We start from the raw sequence: 18,642 nt of genomic DNA, 5'->3' as shown, positions 1-18,642 counted from the left end.
GTCTCCAACACAATCCCGAATGGAGAATGCTTGATTTGATAGGCCGGTTCCTCGTCTTTCTGGGGGGAGTGATCGTCGTAGTGCTCTTCGTGGCACTGCTCGCGCCGCTTTTCATCGACTGGACTGACTTCCGCAGGAATTTCGAAGAGCAGGCAAGCCGCATCATCGGCAAGAAGGTGACCGTGCACGGCACGGTCGATGCCCGGCTATTGCCTTTTCCGTCGGTAACGCTGCATGACGTGCGTGTGGGGCAGGAATCCGACGGTCAGCCGACCGTACAGGTCGAGCAATTCGCCATGGATGCCGAACTTGCGCCGTTCCTTTCCGGCGAGGCGCTGATTTTCGATATGCGCGTCGTCAATCCTAAGCTGCGCCTTCGTCTGCTGAAGGACGGCACGCTCGATTGGATGCGCGGCAGCCGGCCCGAGATTCCTGCAAAGACGGTCGTTCTGGAAAGTGTGCATGTCACCGGCGGCGACGTTAAGTTCATCGACGATCAGTCGGGCCGCGCCCGCACCATTACCGGGCTGAACGCCGAAATGTCCGCCCGGTCGCTGGCAGGCCCCTGGCGTATCGAAGGCGATGCAGCGCTCGACGGCGAGCATGGCAGCTTTTTGATCTCCAGCGGGCAGCCCGACGAAACCGGCACGCTGCAGGTCAGGACTCAGCTGATACCGGATGAGCGTCCGGTCAAAATCGATCTCGATGGCCAGCTGAGGTTCGCCGATAGAAAACCGAATTATCAGGGTCTCATGTCGGCTGCCTTCGAGAACCGCGGCGCGGCCAAATCCGACGACAAGAATGCACTGCCGCCGCGCGTCAAGGGCCGCTTCGAACTGACCAACGATCGCATCCGGCTTTCCGAGTACCGGATGGAAATCGGCTCGGTGGAAGATCCTTATGTGATCACCGGCGAGGCGACGCTCGATACGGGCAACGCGCCCGAGTTCCTGCTGATCGCCGACGGCCAGCAGATTGATGTGAACAGGATCGGCAATCAGGGCGCAGGCGGCAAGACAGCGCGCGATCCCGGCCTGTCGGCCCGCCAGCGGCTCAATTCGCTGATCAGCATCATCGCCCAGATTCCCGTGCCGCAGGTGCAGGGCAAGGCGAGCGTCAAGCTGCCGGCGATCGTTGCGGGGGACACCACCATCCGCGACGTGCAGCTCGACCTGCAGCCGGCCGGCAACGGCTGGACGATCGACCATGCCGTCGGAACGCTGCCCGGCCGTACCCAGGTGGAGGGTCAGGGCCAGCTGACGCTCAGAGGTGAGCCTTCCTTCAACGGCAACATTACCGTTGCCTCCAACCAGCCGTCGGGGCTCGCCTCCTGGCTTGCCGGTTCGGTCGATCCCGCGATCCGTCAATTGAAGCAGGCGGGTTTTTCTGCCGACGTCAGCCTGACGCATCAGCAGCAGCGCTTCGATAATCTGGAGATTGCCATCGGCCCCGCTACGCTGAAGGGCAAGCTGGAACGGCAGGCGCTGGAGAACCAGCCGCCCCTGCTGAATGTCGATCTTGCCGGCGATGCGCTCGACCTCGATGCGCTGAGGGCGCTGACTGGTCTGTTCACAGGGCAGGACGCAGGCGAAAACGTGCTCGACCACAAGATCACGGCCCAGCTGAAGGCGGATAAGTTCAGCGCCTTCGGCGTCGAGGCTGAAAATGTCGAGACCAGCTTTACGATTGCCGATGGGGCGCTTGCGGTCGACAAGCTGGTCGCCAAAAATCTGGCAGGTGCCGAACTCACGGCCACCGGTCGGGCCGAAGGATCCTTGCTCGATTACAAGGGCTCGGGGGAAATCACCTTGAAGTCCGCCGATCCGGGACCTTTCTTCACGATGCTCAAGGAGCATCTGCCGCAGCATCCGGTGATAGACCGGCTGGTGCGCAATGCCGCCTGGTACACCAACACGGCGCTGCGCGGTGCGCTGACGCTTGGCGGCGAGGAGGGCGACGGGCTTGCGCTGACGCTTGCCGGCGTTTCCAACGGAAGCCGTGTGAACCTCGACTACCGCATGTCGGATCTGCTGGCGCTGACGGGCAAGGGCACGACCAATCTTGAGGCGACGCTCGAAAACAGAACGACCTCGATCCTGTTCGGGCAGGCAGGGCTCGATCCACTTCCGGTCGAAGCTGATGCCAACGGCCGGCTCTCCCTGAAAGTCCAGGCAAACGGTACAGATCCGGCCGATGCATCGTTGACCTTTGCGACCGACCGGACGTCCTTTACGGCGAATGGCAAGGTCGATGTCCGTCCCGCGAGTTTCATGAACGGCCAGATCGGCGTCTCGCTCGAGAGCGCCGATCTCGATCCATATCTCGTGATGAACGGCATCGCGCTGCCGCAGATCGGAACCGGACTGCCTTTCGGGCTGCAAACAACAGCAACCATCGATGGAGACAAGGTCGTCCTGTCCGACCTTAAGGGCCATGCGGCGGAAAATCAGTTTGCAGGTACAATGACGGTCAATCGCAAGACAGACAGGACGACCGCGAGCGGCGAGCTCGCGCTTGACCGCGCCGATGCGACCTGGCTTGGCGAGGCCGTCTATGGCCCGATGACAGATCCTGCGACAGGCAACTTCTCGACCGCAGCCCTTGGGCAGCCGGTGTTCAAGGACATGGATGTCAGCTTGAGGCTTTCGGCCAAGGCGTTCTGGCCGGGATGGTCGGCGGCCGTAACGGACTTCACCACCAATGCTGTCTACAAGGGCGACGAACTGCAGCTCAACGACATGAAGGGCGGCTGGGACGGCGGCCAGCTTTCCGGCAACCTGCTTTTCACCAATGCCGAGGGCATCGGCTTCTTCCAGACCAAGCTTTCGCTTGCCGATTCCGATCTCGCGGGTGTTGTCTGGCCGCGCGACGGCGCGCCGGTTGCGAACGGCAAGCTCGGGCTTTCTCTCGGCCTGGAAGCGTCCGGCAAGACGATGACGGACCTCGTCAGCTCGCTCACGGGCTCCGGCGAGCTTCGGCTTGGCGAGACCACCGTGCGCGGGCTGAACCTCGCGATCCTGCCGCCGTTACTTGCCGCAACGGATCCGATGCAGGACCAGCTCAACGCCGGAAAGATACATCCGATCGTCGAAACGCTGCTCAACAACGGAGAGGCGAAACTTCCGCCGACGGGTATTCCGTTCAACATCACCGACGGCGTACTTCGCGTGCAAAATGTCACCGTTGCCCACGAACTCGCCAAGATCACCGGCAATGCGCAGCTCAGCCTGCCTCAGGAGCGCATCAACGCATCGCTGAACATCACTCTCAATCCGGGCGAGGAAGCGCTTGCAGGTGCCGAGCCAGCGCTGCGGCTCAACTATTCGGGGTTGCTCGCGTCGCCCGGTCGGACGATGGATGTATCCGATATCGCCGGATACCTGTCACTTCGTGCATTCGAACGTGAACGCCGGCGTGTCGAGCGGCTGCAATCGAACGTCCTGGAAAAGCAGCGATTGCGGCGCGAAGTGGCGCTCTACAAGTTCAACGAAGCGCAACGCGCAAAAGCCGCGGCGATCGAGGCGCAGCGCAAGGCCGAAGAGGAGCGCCTGCGCGCGCTTGCCGCCGAAGCTGCCCGGCAAAAGGCCGAGGCGGAGGCGAAGGCCAAAGCGGAGGCTGAAGCAAAGGCGAAGGCGGAGGCCGAGGCGAAAGCAGCCGCCGAGGAGGCGGCGCGCCGCGCGCAGCAGCTCAACCAGCCGCCACCGATAACGGGCAACCGGCTGAATTTCGATGCCTTGCCGGGCGTGCCGTTGCCGCAGTAGAAAGCATCACTCTAGAAGCTGCGGTTTTTCAAGCAGCTCAAGACATAGATGCGCAGCGCGGAGGAGAGGTTGCTTTCCGGCTCTCGCCGGTCGTCGATTTCGGATATCAGGCCCGCAAGCGGAATGGCACGGGCTGTGGCGATCGCTTTGAGTTCGGTCCAGAACTCGTCTTCCAGCGAGAAGCTGGTGCGGTGTCCATGCAGGCTGGTGGAATGCTTGCGGATCATCGGGTTTTGCGCACGCGTATTTCGCGGTGTTGACAGGTTGAGTGAGGAAATAGCGCCAAGCAATTGACTGCGGAGTCTATTCGGCCCATCTGCGCCGTCATTCGCCGCCTTCGTCCTTTTCGATCCGGCCCTGTCGGTGCGCTCTTTCGGCCTTCTCGTTCAGCGCTTTTGTCAGCTGCTTTTCCGCCTTGGTGCGCCCGAAACGAATACGGTTCTGCTCGGCCTGTTTTTCCTTGTCGCAACGGGCCTGCTTCTTCTTGAACTGGCGGAGATTGACGATTTCTGCGCTCATGGCTTGCCTGCATCCAGCTGGAAAGGGCACATGAAAAAGGGAAGCATCTGCTTCCCTTGGTGCTTACTGCTTCTTGCGGAAGGCGTCGAGCGAGACGACGGATCCCGGCTTCTTATCCTCTCCCTCGGCAGGTTTTGCCGCGGGCGGTTCCTCGGCCTTTTCGGATGCGACCGGATAGGCGGTGATTTCGGCTGCGGGAACTTCCTCGCCGTCCGCCAGCGGCACGTCGAATTCAAGTTCGAAATTGACCGAAGGGTCATAGAAGCCACGGATGGCATTGAAGGGGATGACCAGCTTTTCGGGCACGTCGGAGAAAGAGAGGCCGATCTCGAACAGCGATTCGGTGATCTTCAGATCCCAGAACTGGTGCTGGATCACGATGGTCATCTGCTCCGGATACTTGGATTTCAGATGCTGCGAGATGCGGACGCCCGGTGCGCCGGTCAGAAACGTTATGAAAAAATGATGGTCGCCAGGCAAGCGGCCCGTCGTTGCGACTTCAGACAAGACCTTGCGGATCACGCCACGCAGCGCGTCCTGTGCCAGAATGTCGTAGCGGATGTGGTCCTGCCCCATGCTTTTCCTGTCTTTCTTTGGTTCGGAAGTCTTTTCACAAGGCTATATGCCATGTCCGGCGGCCTTGGGAAAGGCTAAGTGTCCGAGTCAGCTTTACAAACAATACATGATTTGGACGGCAGGGAGAAGGTGAAGGCTTCTGTTGCCAGGTGCCTTCGGACCCCGCCTTAAGGTGCTAACCAAAAGGACTTAGAGCGGAATTCCCGCACCGCCGTTAGGCAGCGAGAGCATATTCCTTAGCGTTGTTGTCGTTTGCAACTACACTTGTGACCCGATAACGGCGGTATCATGCCGAGCAAAAAGACGATCTTTACACCCTTGTCGATCCTGTTTCGCCCCCATCAAAAGCAGTCGCTAACCGGCTGTTTTTGGTGGAGGCGCCGGGTACCGCCCCCGGGTCCAATAGGTTTATTACACCGCTCATTTATTGCCATAGCCGGTCCGAAGACCGGCAGTGCTGATATAGTGTTTTCGCAAGCGCATGGAAAGGGGATACGTCATAAAAGCGTTGCAGGCGGCAGGAGAATTGCCGGGATAAGCCTCCGCGCAGTTGGTTTCAGCGGCAGAAGCGCATAAATTGAGAAACGGAATCGGCCGCGGCCATGAGATCGCACACGAGATCGCACACGGGGAGACACGGATGCTGCGCCATCCTGAATATCAGTATCTAGACATCATGGCACATCTTTTGGAGAGAGGCGATCGGCGGATGGATCGCACGGGCGAGGGCACGCTTTCGACATTCGGCGCGATGATGCGCTTTGATCTTTCGGATGGCAGCTTTCCGGCGTTTACGACCAAGAAGGTGTTCTGGAAGACGGCGGTGAAGGAGATGCTCTGGTTTCTGAGCGGCCAAACGAACATCCAGTCGCTGCTCAAGGAAAACGTCAAGATATGGACGGACTGGCCGCTTGCTGCATACCGCAAGGCAACCGGCGAGAAGATATCCCAGGACGCGTTCGAAAGACGCGTTCGCGAAGACGACGCCTTTGCGGCGAAATGGGGCGATCTTGGACCGGTCTACGGCAAGCAATGGAGGCGGTGGCTTGACCGAAACGGGGTGGAACACGATCAGATTGGCACGCTCATCCATAGCCTCAAGACCAATCCGACGAGCCGGCGCATGCTGTTCCATGCCTGGAATGTGGGAGAGATTGATCAGATGGCGCTTCCTCCGTGTCATATGACCTATCAGTTTCACGTTTCCGGACTGCAGCGTGGCAGCGGCCGGCCGCAACTTTCCATGCTCGTGAACCAGCGCTCCTGCGATATTTTCCTTGGTGCGCCATTCAATATATGCCAGCAAGCAGCATTGCTTGCGATGGTCGCTGAGCAGGTGCAGATGGATCGGGGTGAACTCATCTGGATCGGGGGCGACACGCATCTCTACCTGAACCACCTCGATCAGGCCAAAGAGCAACTTGCGCGCAAGCCCATGCCCTTTCCCAAGCTGGTGCTGACGCGCGAGCCCGAGGATATCGATGGTTATCGGATCGACGACTTCGAGGTCGTAGGGTACCAGTCGCACGATCGGATCGACGCCCCGGTCGCCGTCTGACGAACGATTGTCCTAGCGGAGCGACCGCTTGCCGGTGCGATCGGCAAGTGGCCGGTGACCTGCGTGAAGATCGTTCATGACTTGTGCGAGCCGGCTCGCTTCCTTTTCGTCCAGCCCGTCGAGGATCCGTCCGCCGAACGAGGCAGGTGCCTCCGTGACGTGGTCCCAGACGATCCATTGATTCATCGGGTCGCAAATCACGTCGAATCGAGGCATCGCATTCATCATTTACATCAGCTTTCCGTCATCTTTCCGGATTTGGCCGTCAGCCGTTAACAGACGCTTTCCAAGCCGCCCTAACATGGGATCCTTGCGTTTCACGGGGATGATCGGAAAGCCCATGAAGTGCCAGGCGAATGCCGTGCCCAGGCCTGTCGTTACCGGAGAACCGGCCTTGCCGCCTGTGACAACCCACGCAAAGAGCCCCGCCGCCAGGGCGACGATGGCGAGGTCGATGCGGCTTGGCCGATTGTTGTGCGCGGATCTGTCTCCCATGACCTCAACTTAGCGTAGTATTTTTCCGAGTAAAATTGGAACGCGCGGCGTGGTTTACGGATGCTTATGCCGCGTTGCGAAATCTCGCATTGAAGTGCCCTCAGAATGGGCGCCATTTCATGGAGCCTCTCTTGCTTGTTGGCCCGCCTGGCGATAGATCCGGCGGGCCAAGCCGTCGCTTCAACCTAAGGAAGCTCATGTCCGACATCAGAAAGACCATTGTTGTTGCCGTGGCCGAGAATGGCGTCATCGGACGCGACGGCGATATGCCCTGGCGGCTTTCGACCGATCTCAAGCGTTTCAAGGCGATGACGCTCGGCAAGCCGCTCGTGGTCGGGCGCAAGACATATGAGAGTTTTGGCAAGCCGTTGCCTGGACGACCGCACGTGGTGATTTCCCGGCACGCGGCGATTGCGCAACCGGATGTCACAACGGCGCGTTCTCTTCCCGAGGCGATCGGGATTGCCGAAAGACTGGCGCGCGAGACTGGACAGGCCGAGATCATCATTGCCGGCGGCGGAGAAATCTATGCCCAGGCAATGGCGCTTGCGGATCGGATGTGCGTCACGCATGTGCAAACCCATGTTGCGGGCGACACGTCCTTCCCTGCAATCGACCCTTCCGTGTGGATGGCAATCGAAGAAATCGATGTGCCGGCAGGGGAAAGGGACAATTATCCGACGCGCTTCGTCGTCTATGAGCGCCGCAGCGCCTGAAAACGAAATATTTATCAATAAATATCGCCAAGTTCTTCATGCCGCGTTGAAAGCAGCAGCGGCGATACCTATAACGGTCACAATCGCTTAAAGCCTGCCGCCCCCGCGGGCACGATGCGATTGGGAGTTTAACGAACAACGAGGTTTTGATGCCCTGGAGCAATCAGAATGGCGGCGGCGGCCCATGGGGCGGCGGCGGCGGTAACAATCAGGGACCATGGGGGCAGGGGCCGAACCGCCCGCGCGGCGGCCGGGGCGGGCCGCCTGATCTGGAAGACATCATCCGGCGTGGCCAGGATCAGCTCCGCAACATCGTACCCGGCGGTTTCAACGGCGGCGTGGCAGTGATTATTGCCGCGGTTCTCGTCGTCTTTTGGCTTTTCCAATGCATCTACATCGTCCAGCCGGACGAGCGTGGTGTCGAGCTTCGCTTTGGCCAGCCGAAGGAAGAGATTTCGACGCCGGGGCTGCATTTCCACCTCTGGCCGATGGAAACGGTCGAGATCGTCAAGGTGACGGTGCAGCAGCAGAATATCGGCTCGACCTCGGCCTCGTCTTCGACAGGCCTCATGCTGTCGGGCGACCAGAACATCCTGAACGTCGAGTTCTCGGTATTCTTCACAGTGATCGATCCCAAGGCCTATCTCTTCAACGTCGAAAACCCGGCCGAAACGCTGCAGCAGGTGGCTGAAAGCGCGATGCGCGAAATCATTGGCCGGCGCCCGGCACAGGATGCCTTCCGCAACAACCGTCAGCCGATCGAAACAGAGGTTGCCGCCATCGTGCAGGGCACGATGGACCGTTACAATGCGGGCATTGCGGTAACAGCAGTCACTATTCAGGACGTGGCGCCGCCGCGCGATGTCGCCGATGCCTTCGAAGAGGTGCAGCGCGCCGAACAGGACAAGCAGCGCCTCGTCGAAGAAGCAAACCAATATGCCAATCAGAAGCTCGGCCAGGCACGAGGCGACGCGGCCCAGATTCGCGAAGCCGCGGCTGCCTACAAGGACCGTGTCGTCAAGGAAGCGGACGGTGAGGCGCAACGCTTCACTGCCATCAACGAAGAATATTCAAAGGCTCCCGAAGTGACCCGCAAGCGCCTGTTTCTCGAGACGATGGAACAGGTGCTGAAGAATTCCAAGAAGGTCGTGATCGACGAGAAGCAGGGCATCGTTCCCTACCTGCCGCTCAACGAGATCGGCAAACCGGCACAGCAGGGAGGTTGAGCCATGACATCGAACAGACTTCCCGCCATCATCATCCTGCTCGCCATTGTGCTTGTCATCGCCTACTCCTCGGTCTTCGTGGTCAATGCGCGCGAACAGGCAATCGTCGTGCGCTTCGGCCAGATTCAGTCGGTGAAGACGGAGCCGGGTATCTACTTCAAGCTGCCTCTCGCTTTCATGGATGCCGATCGCGTCCAGATCGTCGAGAAGCAGGCGCTGCGCTTCGATCTCGACAATATTCGCGTCCAGGTTCGCGGCGGTTCGACGTTCGACGTCGATGCCTTCGTCATCTATGACATCAAGGACGTGCGCAAATTCCGCGAGACGGTGTCGGGCGACCGCGAGGCCGCCGAAGCGCGACTTCGCACCCAGCTCGATTCGTCGCTTCGCCGTGTCTACGGTCTGCGCGATTTTGATGCTGCTCTTTCGGACGAGCGCGTGGCGATGATGCTCGAAGTGCGCGACGACCTGCATGGCGACGCCGAAAATCTCGGCATCAATATCCAGGACGTGCGTATCCGACGGACCGACCTGACCCAGCAGGTGGCGCCGCAGACTTATGGCCGCATGCGGGCAGAGCGACTCGCCGAGGCCGAGCTGCTGCGCGCGCAAGGCACCGAAGAGGGCCAGCGCCGCAGGGCTATTGCCGATCGCCAGGTGGTCGAGATCACTGCGGAAGCCCAGCGCGATGCGGAAATCATCCGGGGCCAGGGCGATGCGGAGCGCAACCGCATCTTCGCAGACTCCTTCGGCAAGGATCCGTCGTTCTTCGAGTTCTATCGCTCGATGGCGGCCTATTCCTCTGCGCTATCGTCCCAGGATACGACGCTGGTCCTGTCGCCGAATACGGAATTCTTCCGGTATTTCGACAATTCCAACGGCTTGATGCCTCCGGTTCCGCCTCAAACCCCGGCACCTGTGGCCCCATCAAACTGACGCATACGGATGCAGGATTTCCTGACAGGAATCGCATTCTTCCTCATCATCGAGGGGCTGGTCTATGCACTGGCCCCTCGTTTTCTTGTCGAGGTGGCCCGTCTGCTTCCAACGGTTCCGGAGCGCCAGCTACGAATCTTCGGACTTGGCGCCGTCGTGCTCGGTGTCGTGCTTGTCTGGCTGGCAAGACGCTGACGCAGATTGCACGGGATTTCGCGAAAAGGTGATTTCACGCTCCATCATTCCGCCCTATGTTGATGGTCAGACTGCCGCTTTGATCCCATAAGAGGAAGCTTGATGGCCCCCACGATACGCCCGACCTTCAGACGATCGCTCGCTCTCCTGGCCGGGGTTGCACTTCTGGCAAATATTGGCCTTACCGGCACTGCTGAAGCGCAGAGCGCGCCTGCGATGAATGGTCCGGCCTCTGTTGCCGATCTTGCTCAAGGGCTTCTCGATGCGGTTGTGAACATCTCCACCTCGCAGAAGATCAAGGGCGACGAAGGTGCCGGTCCGGCGCCTCGCGCACCGGATGGCTCGCCGTTCCAGGAATTCTTCAACGACTTCTTCAATAAGCGGCAGGGCGGCCAAGGCGGCAACCACAATGTCAGCTCGCTCGGCTCCGGTTTCGTCATCGATCCGTCGGGCTATATCGTCACCAACAACCACGTGATCGAGGGTGCAGATGACATCGAGGTCAATTTCGCCAATGGCACCAAACTGAAAGCCAAGCTCATCGGCACGGACACGAAGACCGATCTTTCCGTGCTGAAGGTCGAACCGAGGACGCCGCTGACGGCCGTGAAGTTTGGTGATTCCAGCGACATGCGCATCGGCGACTGGGTCATGGCGATCGGCAATCCGTTCGGTTTCGGCGGGTCGGTAACCGTCGGCATCATTTCTGGCCGCGGCCGCAATATCAACGCAGGCCCGTACGACAACTTCATCCAGACCGATGCGGCGATCAACAAGGGCAATTCCGGCGGTCCGCTCTTCAACATGAAAGGCGAAGTGATCGGTATCAACACGGCGATCATTTCGCCGAGCGGCGGCTCGATCGGCATCGGCTTTTCGGTGCCTTCGGAGCTTGCAGCGGGCGTGGTCAACCAGCTTCGCGAGTTCGGAGAGACACGCCGCGGCTGGCTCGGCGTGCGCATTCAGCCGGTCACAGACGACGTGGCCGACAGCCTGGGTCTCGATAGCGCCAAGGGCGCGCTCGTGGCCGGCGTCATCAAGGGAGGGCCGGTCGACAACGGTTCGATCAAGGCGGGCGACGTCATCTTGAAATTCGACGGCAAGCCGGTCAACGAGATGCGCGACCTACCGCGCGTCGTGGCCGAAAGCCCGGTCGGCAAGGAAGTCGACGTCGTGGTACTGCGTGACGGCAAGGAGCAGACTGTCAAGGTGACGCTCGGTCGTCTTGAGGACAGCGATCAGGCCGCTTCCAACGACGCTGTTACCTCTCCGGATGGTGTGATCAATCCTGATCCGGAAGAGAACGACGACATGGACGAACCGAATCTTGACCAGGATCAGGTCCAGCCGGCACCCGACGGCAAAGGCCAGACCGATCATCAGGCGCCGGTACCCGATGCCAAGACGCCGAAGGATGTGCTCGGCCTGTCGCTGACGCAGCTGAGCCCGGAGATTCGCAAGACCTTCGGCATTGCCGAAAGCGTGGACGGAGTCGTGGTGACGGAGGTGGCGCCCGGGTCTGCGGCCGCCGAAAAGGGGCTCAAGGCCGGTGACGTCATCGTCGAGGTCGCCCAGGAATTCATGAAGTCGCCGGATGCCGTGGCTGCGAAGGTGCAGTCGTTGAAGCAGGAAGGCCGCCGCAACGCGCAGCTGATGATCGCCTCGGCAAACGGCGATTTGCGGTTCATCGCAGTGCCGATGGAATAGCAAAGCGCGCAATGGATCCATTCATGAATTCTGCTTTGCACCGATGTCGGTACCACTGACGACCCGACAACAAGGCGACATCTTCCTGTCTTGCGGGAAAGCGTAATTGATGTCAGCCGATCTTTCGTTCCCATTGTTGACGGCTGATCGCATAGAGCACGTGGCGTTTCAGATGCGGATGCGTGTCAGGAATGCGAGGATGATCGAAATCGCGATCCGGATCGTGATGCAGGCCAAGTCGGCGCATGACGGCAGTGGAACGGTGATTGTCCGTGACCGCGAAAGAGACAATTTCAGGAGGATCGAACTGGGTGAAACCGTGGCGAAGCGATGCTTCTCCAGCTTCCGTCGCATATCCCTTGCCCCAATGCCGTTTCGCAAGACGCCAGCCGATTTCGATAGTGCCTGCCGGGAGGAACGGTTCGAGTTCGGGCTTCCAGAGGCCGCAAAAGCCGATCGGCTCATCGGTTTCCTTCAGTGCCATAGCATAGAAACCAAGTCTGGTCGTGGCGATGGAATCGCGGATTGCATCCAGCATCGAATCTGCTTCGGCGCGGTGGCGACGAAATGCGAAGAATTCCATCACTTCAGGATCGGAATTGATCTCGTGGAAAAGCGGCCGGTCCGCTTCTGTCCAATTGCGCAAAAGCAGGCGGGGCGTCGTCGCGATCACTGTCATGGCGTCACAAAATCGGTCTTTCGATAGCCCTGGATATAAAGCAGTGCAGTCAGATCGCCGTGGTTGATGCGCATTTTCGCTTCGGCGGCGACGGTGGGTTTGGCGTGCAGGGCGACGCCGGAGCCGGCAAGGTGGATCATGCCGAGGTCGTTGGCGCCGTCGCCCACGGCGATTGCTTCTTCGGTGGAGATACCGAGCCTTGCAGAAATTTCGCTGAGCGCATCCACCTTCGCCTGCTTGCCGAGGATCGGCTCTGCGACCAAGCCGGAGAGCAGGGCTTTTTCTTCAAGAAGAATGTTGGCGCGGTTTTCGTCGAAGCCGAGAGCAGCGGCGATGCGGCTGGTGAAGACGGTGAAGCCACCGGAGACGAGGGCAGTGTAATAACCCCTCGATTTCATCGTGGCGATCAATTCCGGACCGCCGGGCGTCAGCGTGATGCGCTTGGCGATAACCTCGTCGATGACCGAGACCGGCAGCCCCTTCAGGAGGGCAACACGCTCGCGCAGTGCGGGTTCAAACGCGATCTCACCGTTCATGGCGCGCGCGGTGATGGCGGCGACCTTCTCCTTGAGGCCGACTTCGGCGGCGAGCTCGTCGATGCATTCCTGCTCGATCATCGTCGAATCCATGTCGGCGATCAGCAATTTCTTGCGACGCTCTTCGGCCTCCTGGACAACCAGGTCGATCGGCGCGCTGGCGATGGCCGCAAGGATATTCGCCTCCGCCGCTTGCCTATCGGTTCCGTCGCGAAGGGCGATATCGCAGGCGATGCCGTCCGACAGCCAGTAGAGCCCGGATGCCTTCACGATTTCGGCCGCCTGTTCGGCGAGCCTCGGCGTGAGAACGGGATTTGACGGATTGGCAACAAGCGTGGCAACGAGAGCCATATGGAAAACCTTCTGAGCGCAACAAGTGCAATCCTGATAACCGGGCCGACCGCCAGCGGCAAGTCCGCGCTTGCCGTGGAACTTGCCAAACGCCACGGCGGTGCCGTCATCAACGCCGACAGCATGCAGGTCTACGGCACGCTGCGCATCCTGACGGCGCGGCCGTCCGAAGCGGAGATGCAAGGCGTGCCGCATCATCTCTACGGCCATGTGCCGCCAGGCGCTGCCTATTCGACGGGGACCTGGTTGCGCGATGTCATGTCATTGCTGCCCAATCTGCGTGCCAAGGGACAGTTGCCGGTGTTCGTCGGCGGGACGGGGCTCTATTTCAAGGCGCTGACAGGCGGTCTGTCGAACATGCCGGCGATACCGGAAGACATCCGCAACCGGCTACGGGCGCGCCTGCTGGATGAAGGTGCTGAAGCGCTCCATGCTGAACTCGCCAAAGTCGATCCGGCCGCTGCCGGTAGTCTCAGCATCCAGGACGGGCAACGCATCGTGCGTGCCTTGGAGGTGGTGAAGGCAACGGGAAAATCGATCCTTGTCTTCCAAGGGCAAGCGGGACCGGTGATCGTCGATCCGGCGAATGCGGAAAAGATCATCGTCTTGCCGGAACGCGCATTGCTCCACCAGCGCATCAACGGGCGCTTCGAGAAAATGCTGGAGCAGGGTGCGGAAGATGAGGTCAAGGCGCTGCTGGCACTCGGCCTTTCACCGGAAATGCCGGCGATGAAGGCGATCGGCGTTTCCCAAATTGCAGCCATGCTGAAGGGCGAGATGACGCGCTTGGAAGTGATCGAGAAGGGTGCTGCCGCGACACGGCAATATGCCAAGCGGCAGATGACCTGGTTTCGCAATCAGATGGACCAAAGCTGGAAGCGCCTGACATCGCCGCAGCCGTGATCAGCGCGTAATCTTCAAGTCAGTCAGCTCGATATCATCATTGGAAACGGAAAGGGATGTCATGAATAATTTTCTCGCAAAGACGCTTGCTTCCATCAATGCGCTGATTGCAATCGTCATTGTGGCGTTCTCCACCCTGTCTGGCGCGACCGCGGCCTCGGCTCAAGGAGAGCCAGGAATGGTCGTGATCGGAGCGATTTTCGGCGCGATCGCCGGCATCGTGGTCGCCGCCCTGGTCTGCGGGACGATCGCCTTTCTGACGCTGATAGAGCGCCACCTGAGTACGATTGCCGCTGCAGCCCGACAATAATCTCAGCGCTGAGCCTCAATCCTTGTTATGGAGCCCTCTCAGCGGCTTCTTGAGAATGCTTTCGCGGAGCGACATGCCGGGTTCGCGGTGCGGGCTGGCAGCCGGGTCTTGGGAGAACACCGGCCGCTGGGATGTTGTCTCCTCGCGGCGCATCTCTCGCCGCAGAGCTTCCAGGCGGCCGTCCAAAGATGTCTGCGGCGGTGCGGTTTGCGGCTCGCGCGGAGCATGGTTGCGCGGCAGCATGTCCGGTCTGTAGGAATCGATCGGGGCCAGCGGCGGCGCAGAGACGGATGCCGGATAGGGAGCGTCCTCCGACGGTTCTTCGTCGTCGAACAGCATATCGCTTTGCGCGGCACTGTAGCTTTGCTGGAACGACGCAATATCCGGCCCGCCGCTGACGGCGCGCATGCGGGTTACGATCTTGCGCAGATCGACCGTATCGGGATCCTCGTCGGAATGCTTGGCAGTCGCCCCGTTCGCCTTCGGTAGCAGATGCTGCTCGACGCGCGAAAAGCGCATGCGCATCGGCACGCTGATAGCCTCGCCGAAGGCGATCGCTTCGCCGTTGCCGATCGAGGAAATGAAGCTCGTCGTGGAGATCGACGAATTCGGGATTGCCGAGCGGATGATGTCCTGGTCGCGATCGTTGGCAAGGCGCATGGCAAACACGGTCGAGCACTGCGAGAGGATCGTCTGGTCGAGTTCGCCAGGGCGCTGCGTGATGATACCGAGCGAGACGCCGTATTTGCGGCCTTCCTTGGCGATGCGGGCGATGGCCTGGCGCGTCGGGATGAATCCGAGGTTCGAATCGGCCGGGACATAGCGGTGCGCTTCTTCGCAGACGACCAGCATATGGACGGCGCCATCGCTCCAGAGCCCGATTTCGAAGGCCATGCGGCACAGGACGGAGGCAACCGAATTCACCACTTCCGACGGGATACCGGAAAGCTGGAACGTGCAGATCGGCCGATCCTCACCGGGTATGCGGAAAATCTGCGCCACTGTGTCCATGATCGTATCGCTGATCGTGTTGTTGGAGAACATGAAGTGGTAGCGCGGATCGTTGATCGCCGCGATGAGACGCATCTTCAGCGAGCGGAGGAAGGGCTTCTCGGCGCGGCCTTCGAGGCGGCCGATGCGCTCGTCGATAAGCGCCAGCAAATCGGCCATGCGGTAAGGGACCGGCGTATCGGCGGTGATCGAGCTCTTCTCGGTGGTGCGGCGCACGAGCGAGTTGTCGCTGCCGCGAAAGGCGCGCTTGGCTTCCGGCATGATGTCGCGAAGCATGTCGATTTCTTCTGGCACTGGCGCGCGGCCGCGGAAGACGACTTCTGCGAATTCTTCAAGCCGCATCAGCCAGAAGGGCAGGTCGAGCGTGTCGGTATCGATAACGACCGAATGCCTGGGGAACGCGGCGGCGAACTCGTTGTGTGGATCGAGGATCAGGACGCGCAACTTCGGATCGGCTTCGATTGCCTTGTGCAAAAGAAGCGATACGGCCGTGGATTTGCCGACGCCCGTCGAACCGACGATCGCGAAATGCTTGGAAAGCATCGAGGGGATGTGGATCGCCGCATCGATGCTCTCGTCCTGGGTCAGTTTTCCGATGACCGCCGTCGTCCCGGTACCCGCATCGTAGATGCGCATCAGATCGGTGGCGCGGATGCGGTGAGCAATGGCGCCAAGATGGGGATAGCGTGAGATCCCTGTCGAGAATTCCTCGCGGCCGTCTTCATCGACGCGGACTTCGCCGAGCAGTTCGGTCTCGATCCTGAAAGAGTTGTCCTGTCCCTCGCCCCAGGCATGCGTGCCGGTGTTCATGGCGTAGACGAGTGCAACGACGCGATTCCGGCCGACGCTGATCGAAATCAGGCGGCCGACTGACCAGAGTTCGGTAAGATCGGTGCCGCCGGCCTCTGCTACGGCAGCGATGGTCGCGCGTGAGCCGCTGCATGCGACGACACGGCCGAGGAAGCGATTCCCAGGGGCTTGAATGTCGCGGCGATCCTGCTCGCTGGCTTTATCCGACGTTTGCAAGTCGTTGTTGAGCAACGGCCTACTCCCTGCGTTAGCAGGCGATCATATGATTTATCCTTTAACAAAACCCTTCGGGGACTGTTACGTGGCCGATTTTTTATTTCGGGATGCGTTGACGCTGTGAAATTTTCTGTCTATCAATTGCGCCCATGAAAATAGCAGCAGCTCTTATTGTGGTGGGAAAGCGCATGGGCAGGATGGTGTAACCATCCGGCGACAGCCACCCATGCGCTAGTTGACAGGCTCCCTCTGGGGCCTTTTTTTATGCCTGCAATCCAGGCTCGCGCACCAAGGACCTCAATTCCAGCAGTCAAAAACGGAACAAAAAACATGACGGGCACGGACAACCAGACACCAGACAATCGGATGACAGGAGCGGAGATCGTTCTGCAGGCGCTGAAGGACAATGGCGTCGAGCATCTCTTCGGCTATCCGGGCGGTGCGGTGCTGCCGATCTATGACGAGATATTCCAGCAGGAGGAGATCAAGCACATCCTCGTGCGCCACGAGCAGGGTGCCGGCCATGCGGCCGAAGGCTATGCGCGTTCGACCGGCAAGGTCGGCGTCATGCTGGTCACTTCCGGTCCGGGTGCAACCAATGCCGTCACGCCGCTGCAGGACGCGCTGATGGACTCCGTTCCGCTGGTCTGCCTCACCGGTCAGGTGCCGACCTCGCTTATCGGTTCGGATGCCTTCCAGGAATGCGATACCGTCGGCATCACGCGCCCCTGTACCAAGCACAACTGGCTGGTCAAGGATGTCAACGAGCTTGCCGCCATCATACATGAAGCCTTCCGTATCGCGCAGTCGGGCCGCCCTGGCCCTGTCGTCGTCGATATTCCAAAGGACATCCAATTCGCGACCGGCACCTATACGCCGCCGGCCGATCATGCGATCCAGAAGAGCTATCAGCCGAAGCTGCAGGGCGATCTCAACCAGATTCATGCGGCAATCGAGCTGATGGCCAGTGCGCGCCGTCCTGTCATCTATTCCGGCGGCGGCGTCGTCAATTCCGGTCCGGAAGCCTGCAAGCTGCTGCGCGAGCTGGTCGAACTCACGGACTTCCCGATTACCTCGACGCTGATGGGCCTCGGCGCCTATCCGGCCTCCGGCAAGAACTGGTTGAAGATGCTCGGCATGCACGGTTCCTACGAGGCCAACATGGCGATGCACGATTGCGATGTGATGGTCTGCATCGGGGCCCGCTTCGACGACCGCATTACCGGCCGCATCAATGCCTTCTCGCCAAACTCCAAGAAGATCCACATCGACATCGACCCGTCCTCGATCAACAAGAATGTTCGCGTCGACATCCCGATCCGCGGCGATGTCGCCCACGTTCTGGAAGACATGGTCCGGCTTTGGCGTGCTCTGGCCAAGAGGCCGGAGAAGGGCCAGCTTTCCGACTGGTGGGCGAATATCGCCCGCTGGCGTGCACGCAACTCCTTCGCCTACACCAAGAGCAACGATGTCATCATGCCGCAATATGCGCTTGAGCGGCTGTACGAATTGACGAAGGACCGCGATACCTACATCACCACCGAAGTCGGACAGCATCAGATGTGGGCGGCGCAGTTCTTCGGCTTCGAACAGCCGAACCGCTGGATGACATCAGGCGGCCTCGGCACGATGGGCTACGGCCTGCCGGCAGCGCTCGGCGTGCAGATCGCCCACCCTGACAGCCTCGTCATCGATATTGCCGGCGATGCTTCGATCCAGATGTGCATTCAGGAAATGTCGGCGGCGATCCAGCACAACGCGCCGATCAAGATCTTCATCATGAACAACCAGTACATGGGCATGGTCCGCCAGTGGCAGCAGCTGCTGCATGGCAACCGGCTATCCAATTCCTATACGGAGGCGATGCCGGATTTCGTGAAGCTGGCGGAAGCCTATGGCGCCGTCGGCCTGCGCTGCGAAAAGCCGGATGATCTCGACGCCACGATCCAGGAGATGATCGACGTAAAGAAGCCGGTCATCCTCGATTGCCGCGTCGCCAATCTCGCCAACTGCTTCCCGATGATCCCGTCGGGCAAGGCGCATAACGAGATGCTGCTGCCGGACGAAGCCACGGACGAAGCGGTCGCCAATGCGATCGACGCCAAGGGCCGTCAGCTCGTTTGAGATCCGAAGGTGA

The 18,642-nt window shown here is 60.2% G+C and carries 18 protein-coding genes and 1 other RNA gene; 10 read left to right on the top strand and 9 right to left on the bottom strand.

All coding sequences use genetic code 11. From position 1 onward, the window contains the following. Positions 1–35: 35 nt before the first annotated feature. Positions 36–3,761, top strand: coding sequence for an AsmA-like C-terminal region-containing protein (locus AM571_RS12725; RefSeq protein WP_074063224.1), 3,726 nt, complete (start codon positions 36–38; stop codon positions 3,759–3,761). Positions 3,762–3,772: 11 nt separating this feature from the next. Here the strand turns inward: AM571_RS12725 and AM571_RS12720 are convergent, their stop codons facing one another. The 4 genes from AM571_RS12720 to ssrA all read right to left on the bottom strand — a co-directional run bounded on the left by AM571_RS12720 (position 3,773) and on the right by ssrA (position 5,348). After that, positions 3,773–3,988 (bottom strand): ribbon-helix-helix domain-containing protein, encoded by a 216-nt coding sequence (locus AM571_RS12720; RefSeq protein ID WP_074061712.1) that lies wholly within the window; start codon positions 3,986–3,988, stop codon positions 3,773–3,775. Between the two features lie 97 nt (positions 3,989–4,085). After that, positions 4,086–4,280: a DUF4169 family protein gene (locus AM571_RS12715; protein WP_074061711.1), complete on the bottom strand. Its 195-nt coding sequence runs from the start codon at positions 4,278–4,280 to the stop codon at positions 4,086–4,088. A 63-nt stretch (positions 4,281–4,343) separates the two neighbouring features. Then, positions 4,344–4,856 (bottom strand): SspB family protein, encoded by a 513-nt coding sequence (locus AM571_RS12710; protein ID WP_074061710.1) that lies wholly within the window; start codon positions 4,854–4,856, stop codon positions 4,344–4,346. 128 nt (positions 4,857–4,984) lie between these two features. Further along, positions 4,985–5,348, bottom strand: a transfer-messenger RNA (tmRNA) gene (gene ssrA, locus AM571_RS12705). A 148-nt stretch (positions 5,349–5,496) separates the two neighbouring features. Here ssrA and thyA point away from each other — a divergent pair. Further along, the gene (gene thyA, locus AM571_RS12700; protein ID WP_074063223.1) at positions 5,497–6,414 is read left to right on the top strand and encodes a thymidylate synthase; all 918 of its coding nucleotides are present in this window, start codon (positions 5,497–5,499) and stop codon (positions 6,412–6,414) included. A gap of 12 nt (positions 6,415–6,426) precedes the next feature. Here the strand turns inward: thyA and AM571_RS12695 are convergent, their stop codons facing one another. Both AM571_RS12695 and AM571_RS12690 read right to left on the bottom strand, forming a co-directional pair. Beyond that, positions 6,427–6,630 carry a hypothetical protein gene (locus tag AM571_RS12695; RefSeq protein WP_237358483.1) on the bottom strand — a complete coding sequence of 68 codons (204 nt, stop codon included), beginning with the start codon at positions 6,628–6,630 and terminating at the stop codon, positions 6,427–6,429. 12 nt (positions 6,631–6,642) lie between these two features. After that, the gene (locus AM571_RS12690) at positions 6,643–6,909 is read right to left on the bottom strand and encodes a hypothetical protein (protein ID WP_074061708.1); all 267 of its coding nucleotides are present in this window, start codon (positions 6,907–6,909) and stop codon (positions 6,643–6,645) included. Positions 6,910–7,106: 197 nt separating this feature from the next. Here AM571_RS12690 and AM571_RS12685 point away from each other — a divergent pair, with 197 nt between their 5' ends. From AM571_RS12685 to AM571_RS12665, 5 genes are all read left to right on the top strand, one after another. Next, complete coding sequence (locus AM571_RS12685) at positions 7,107–7,625, top strand: dihydrofolate reductase (RefSeq protein WP_074061707.1); 519 nt, start codon at positions 7,107–7,109, stop codon at positions 7,623–7,625. 149 nt (positions 7,626–7,774) lie between these two features. Further along, positions 7,775–8,851 carry an FtsH protease activity modulator HflK gene (gene hflK / locus AM571_RS12680; RefSeq protein ID WP_074061706.1) on the top strand — a complete coding sequence of 359 codons (1,077 nt, stop codon included), beginning with the start codon at positions 7,775–7,777 and terminating at the stop codon, positions 8,849–8,851. Between the two features lie 3 nt (positions 8,852–8,854). Continuing rightward, on the top strand, positions 8,855–9,787 hold the full coding sequence (gene hflC, locus AM571_RS12675; RefSeq protein ID WP_074061705.1) for a protease modulator HflC: 933 nt from the start codon (positions 8,855–8,857) through the stop codon (positions 9,785–9,787). A 9-nt stretch (positions 9,788–9,796) separates the two neighbouring features. Continuing rightward, the gene (locus AM571_RS12670; RefSeq protein WP_074061704.1) at positions 9,797–9,982 is read left to right on the top strand and encodes a DUF2065 domain-containing protein; all 186 of its coding nucleotides are present in this window, start codon (positions 9,797–9,799) and stop codon (positions 9,980–9,982) included. A gap of 102 nt (positions 9,983–10,084) precedes the next feature. Continuing rightward, on the top strand, positions 10,085–11,689 hold the full coding sequence (locus tag AM571_RS12665; protein WP_074061703.1) for a DegQ family serine endoprotease: 1,605 nt from the start codon (positions 10,085–10,087) through the stop codon (positions 11,687–11,689). Between the two features lie 112 nt (positions 11,690–11,801). Here the strand turns inward: AM571_RS12665 and AM571_RS12660 are convergent, their stop codons facing one another. Together AM571_RS12660 and serB are read right to left on the bottom strand one after the other, a co-directional pair. After that, positions 11,802–12,368 (bottom strand): GNAT family N-acetyltransferase, encoded by a 567-nt coding sequence (locus tag AM571_RS12660; RefSeq protein ID WP_074061702.1) that lies wholly within the window; start codon positions 12,366–12,368, stop codon positions 11,802–11,804. Beyond that, positions 12,365–13,255 (bottom strand): phosphoserine phosphatase SerB, encoded by an 891-nt coding sequence (gene serB, locus AM571_RS12655; RefSeq protein ID WP_074061701.1) that lies wholly within the window; start codon positions 13,253–13,255, stop codon positions 12,365–12,367. Before serB ends, AM571_RS12660 begins: the two co-directional genes overlap by 4 nt. Here serB and miaA point away from each other — a divergent pair, their 5' ends adjacent. Beyond that, positions 13,256–14,158 (top strand): tRNA (adenosine(37)-N6)-dimethylallyltransferase MiaA, encoded by a 903-nt coding sequence (gene miaA, locus AM571_RS12650; RefSeq protein WP_074061700.1) that lies wholly within the window; start codon positions 13,256–13,258, stop codon positions 14,156–14,158. A 61-nt stretch (positions 14,159–14,219) separates the two neighbouring features. Further along, on the top strand, positions 14,220–14,468 hold the full coding sequence (locus AM571_RS12645) for a hypothetical protein (protein ID WP_074061699.1): 249 nt from the start codon (positions 14,220–14,222) through the stop codon (positions 14,466–14,468). Between the two features lie 15 nt (positions 14,469–14,483). Here AM571_RS12645 and AM571_RS12640 read toward each other — a convergent pair whose 3' ends face one another. Next, positions 14,484–16,520 carry an ATP-binding protein gene (locus AM571_RS12640; protein ID WP_074061698.1) on the bottom strand — a complete coding sequence of 679 codons (2,037 nt, stop codon included), beginning with the start codon at positions 16,518–16,520 and terminating at the stop codon, positions 14,484–14,486. A gap of 315 nt (positions 16,521–16,835) precedes the next feature. Between AM571_RS12640 and AM571_RS12635 the strand changes: the two genes are divergently transcribed. Next, entirely contained in the window at positions 16,836–18,629 is a 1,794-nt protein-coding gene (locus tag AM571_RS12635) for an acetolactate synthase 3 large subunit (protein ID WP_074061697.1), read from the top strand. Positions 18,630–18,642: the final 13 nt, after the last annotated feature.

Origin of the sequence: Rhizobium etli 8C-3 (assembly GCF_001908375.1) — a bacterium.
GTDB lineage: Bacteria > Pseudomonadota > Alphaproteobacteria > Rhizobiales > Rhizobiaceae > Rhizobium > Rhizobium etli_B.
Note: the sequence above shows the minus strand (reverse complement) of the source record. Positions and strands in the feature narration are given on the sequence as shown.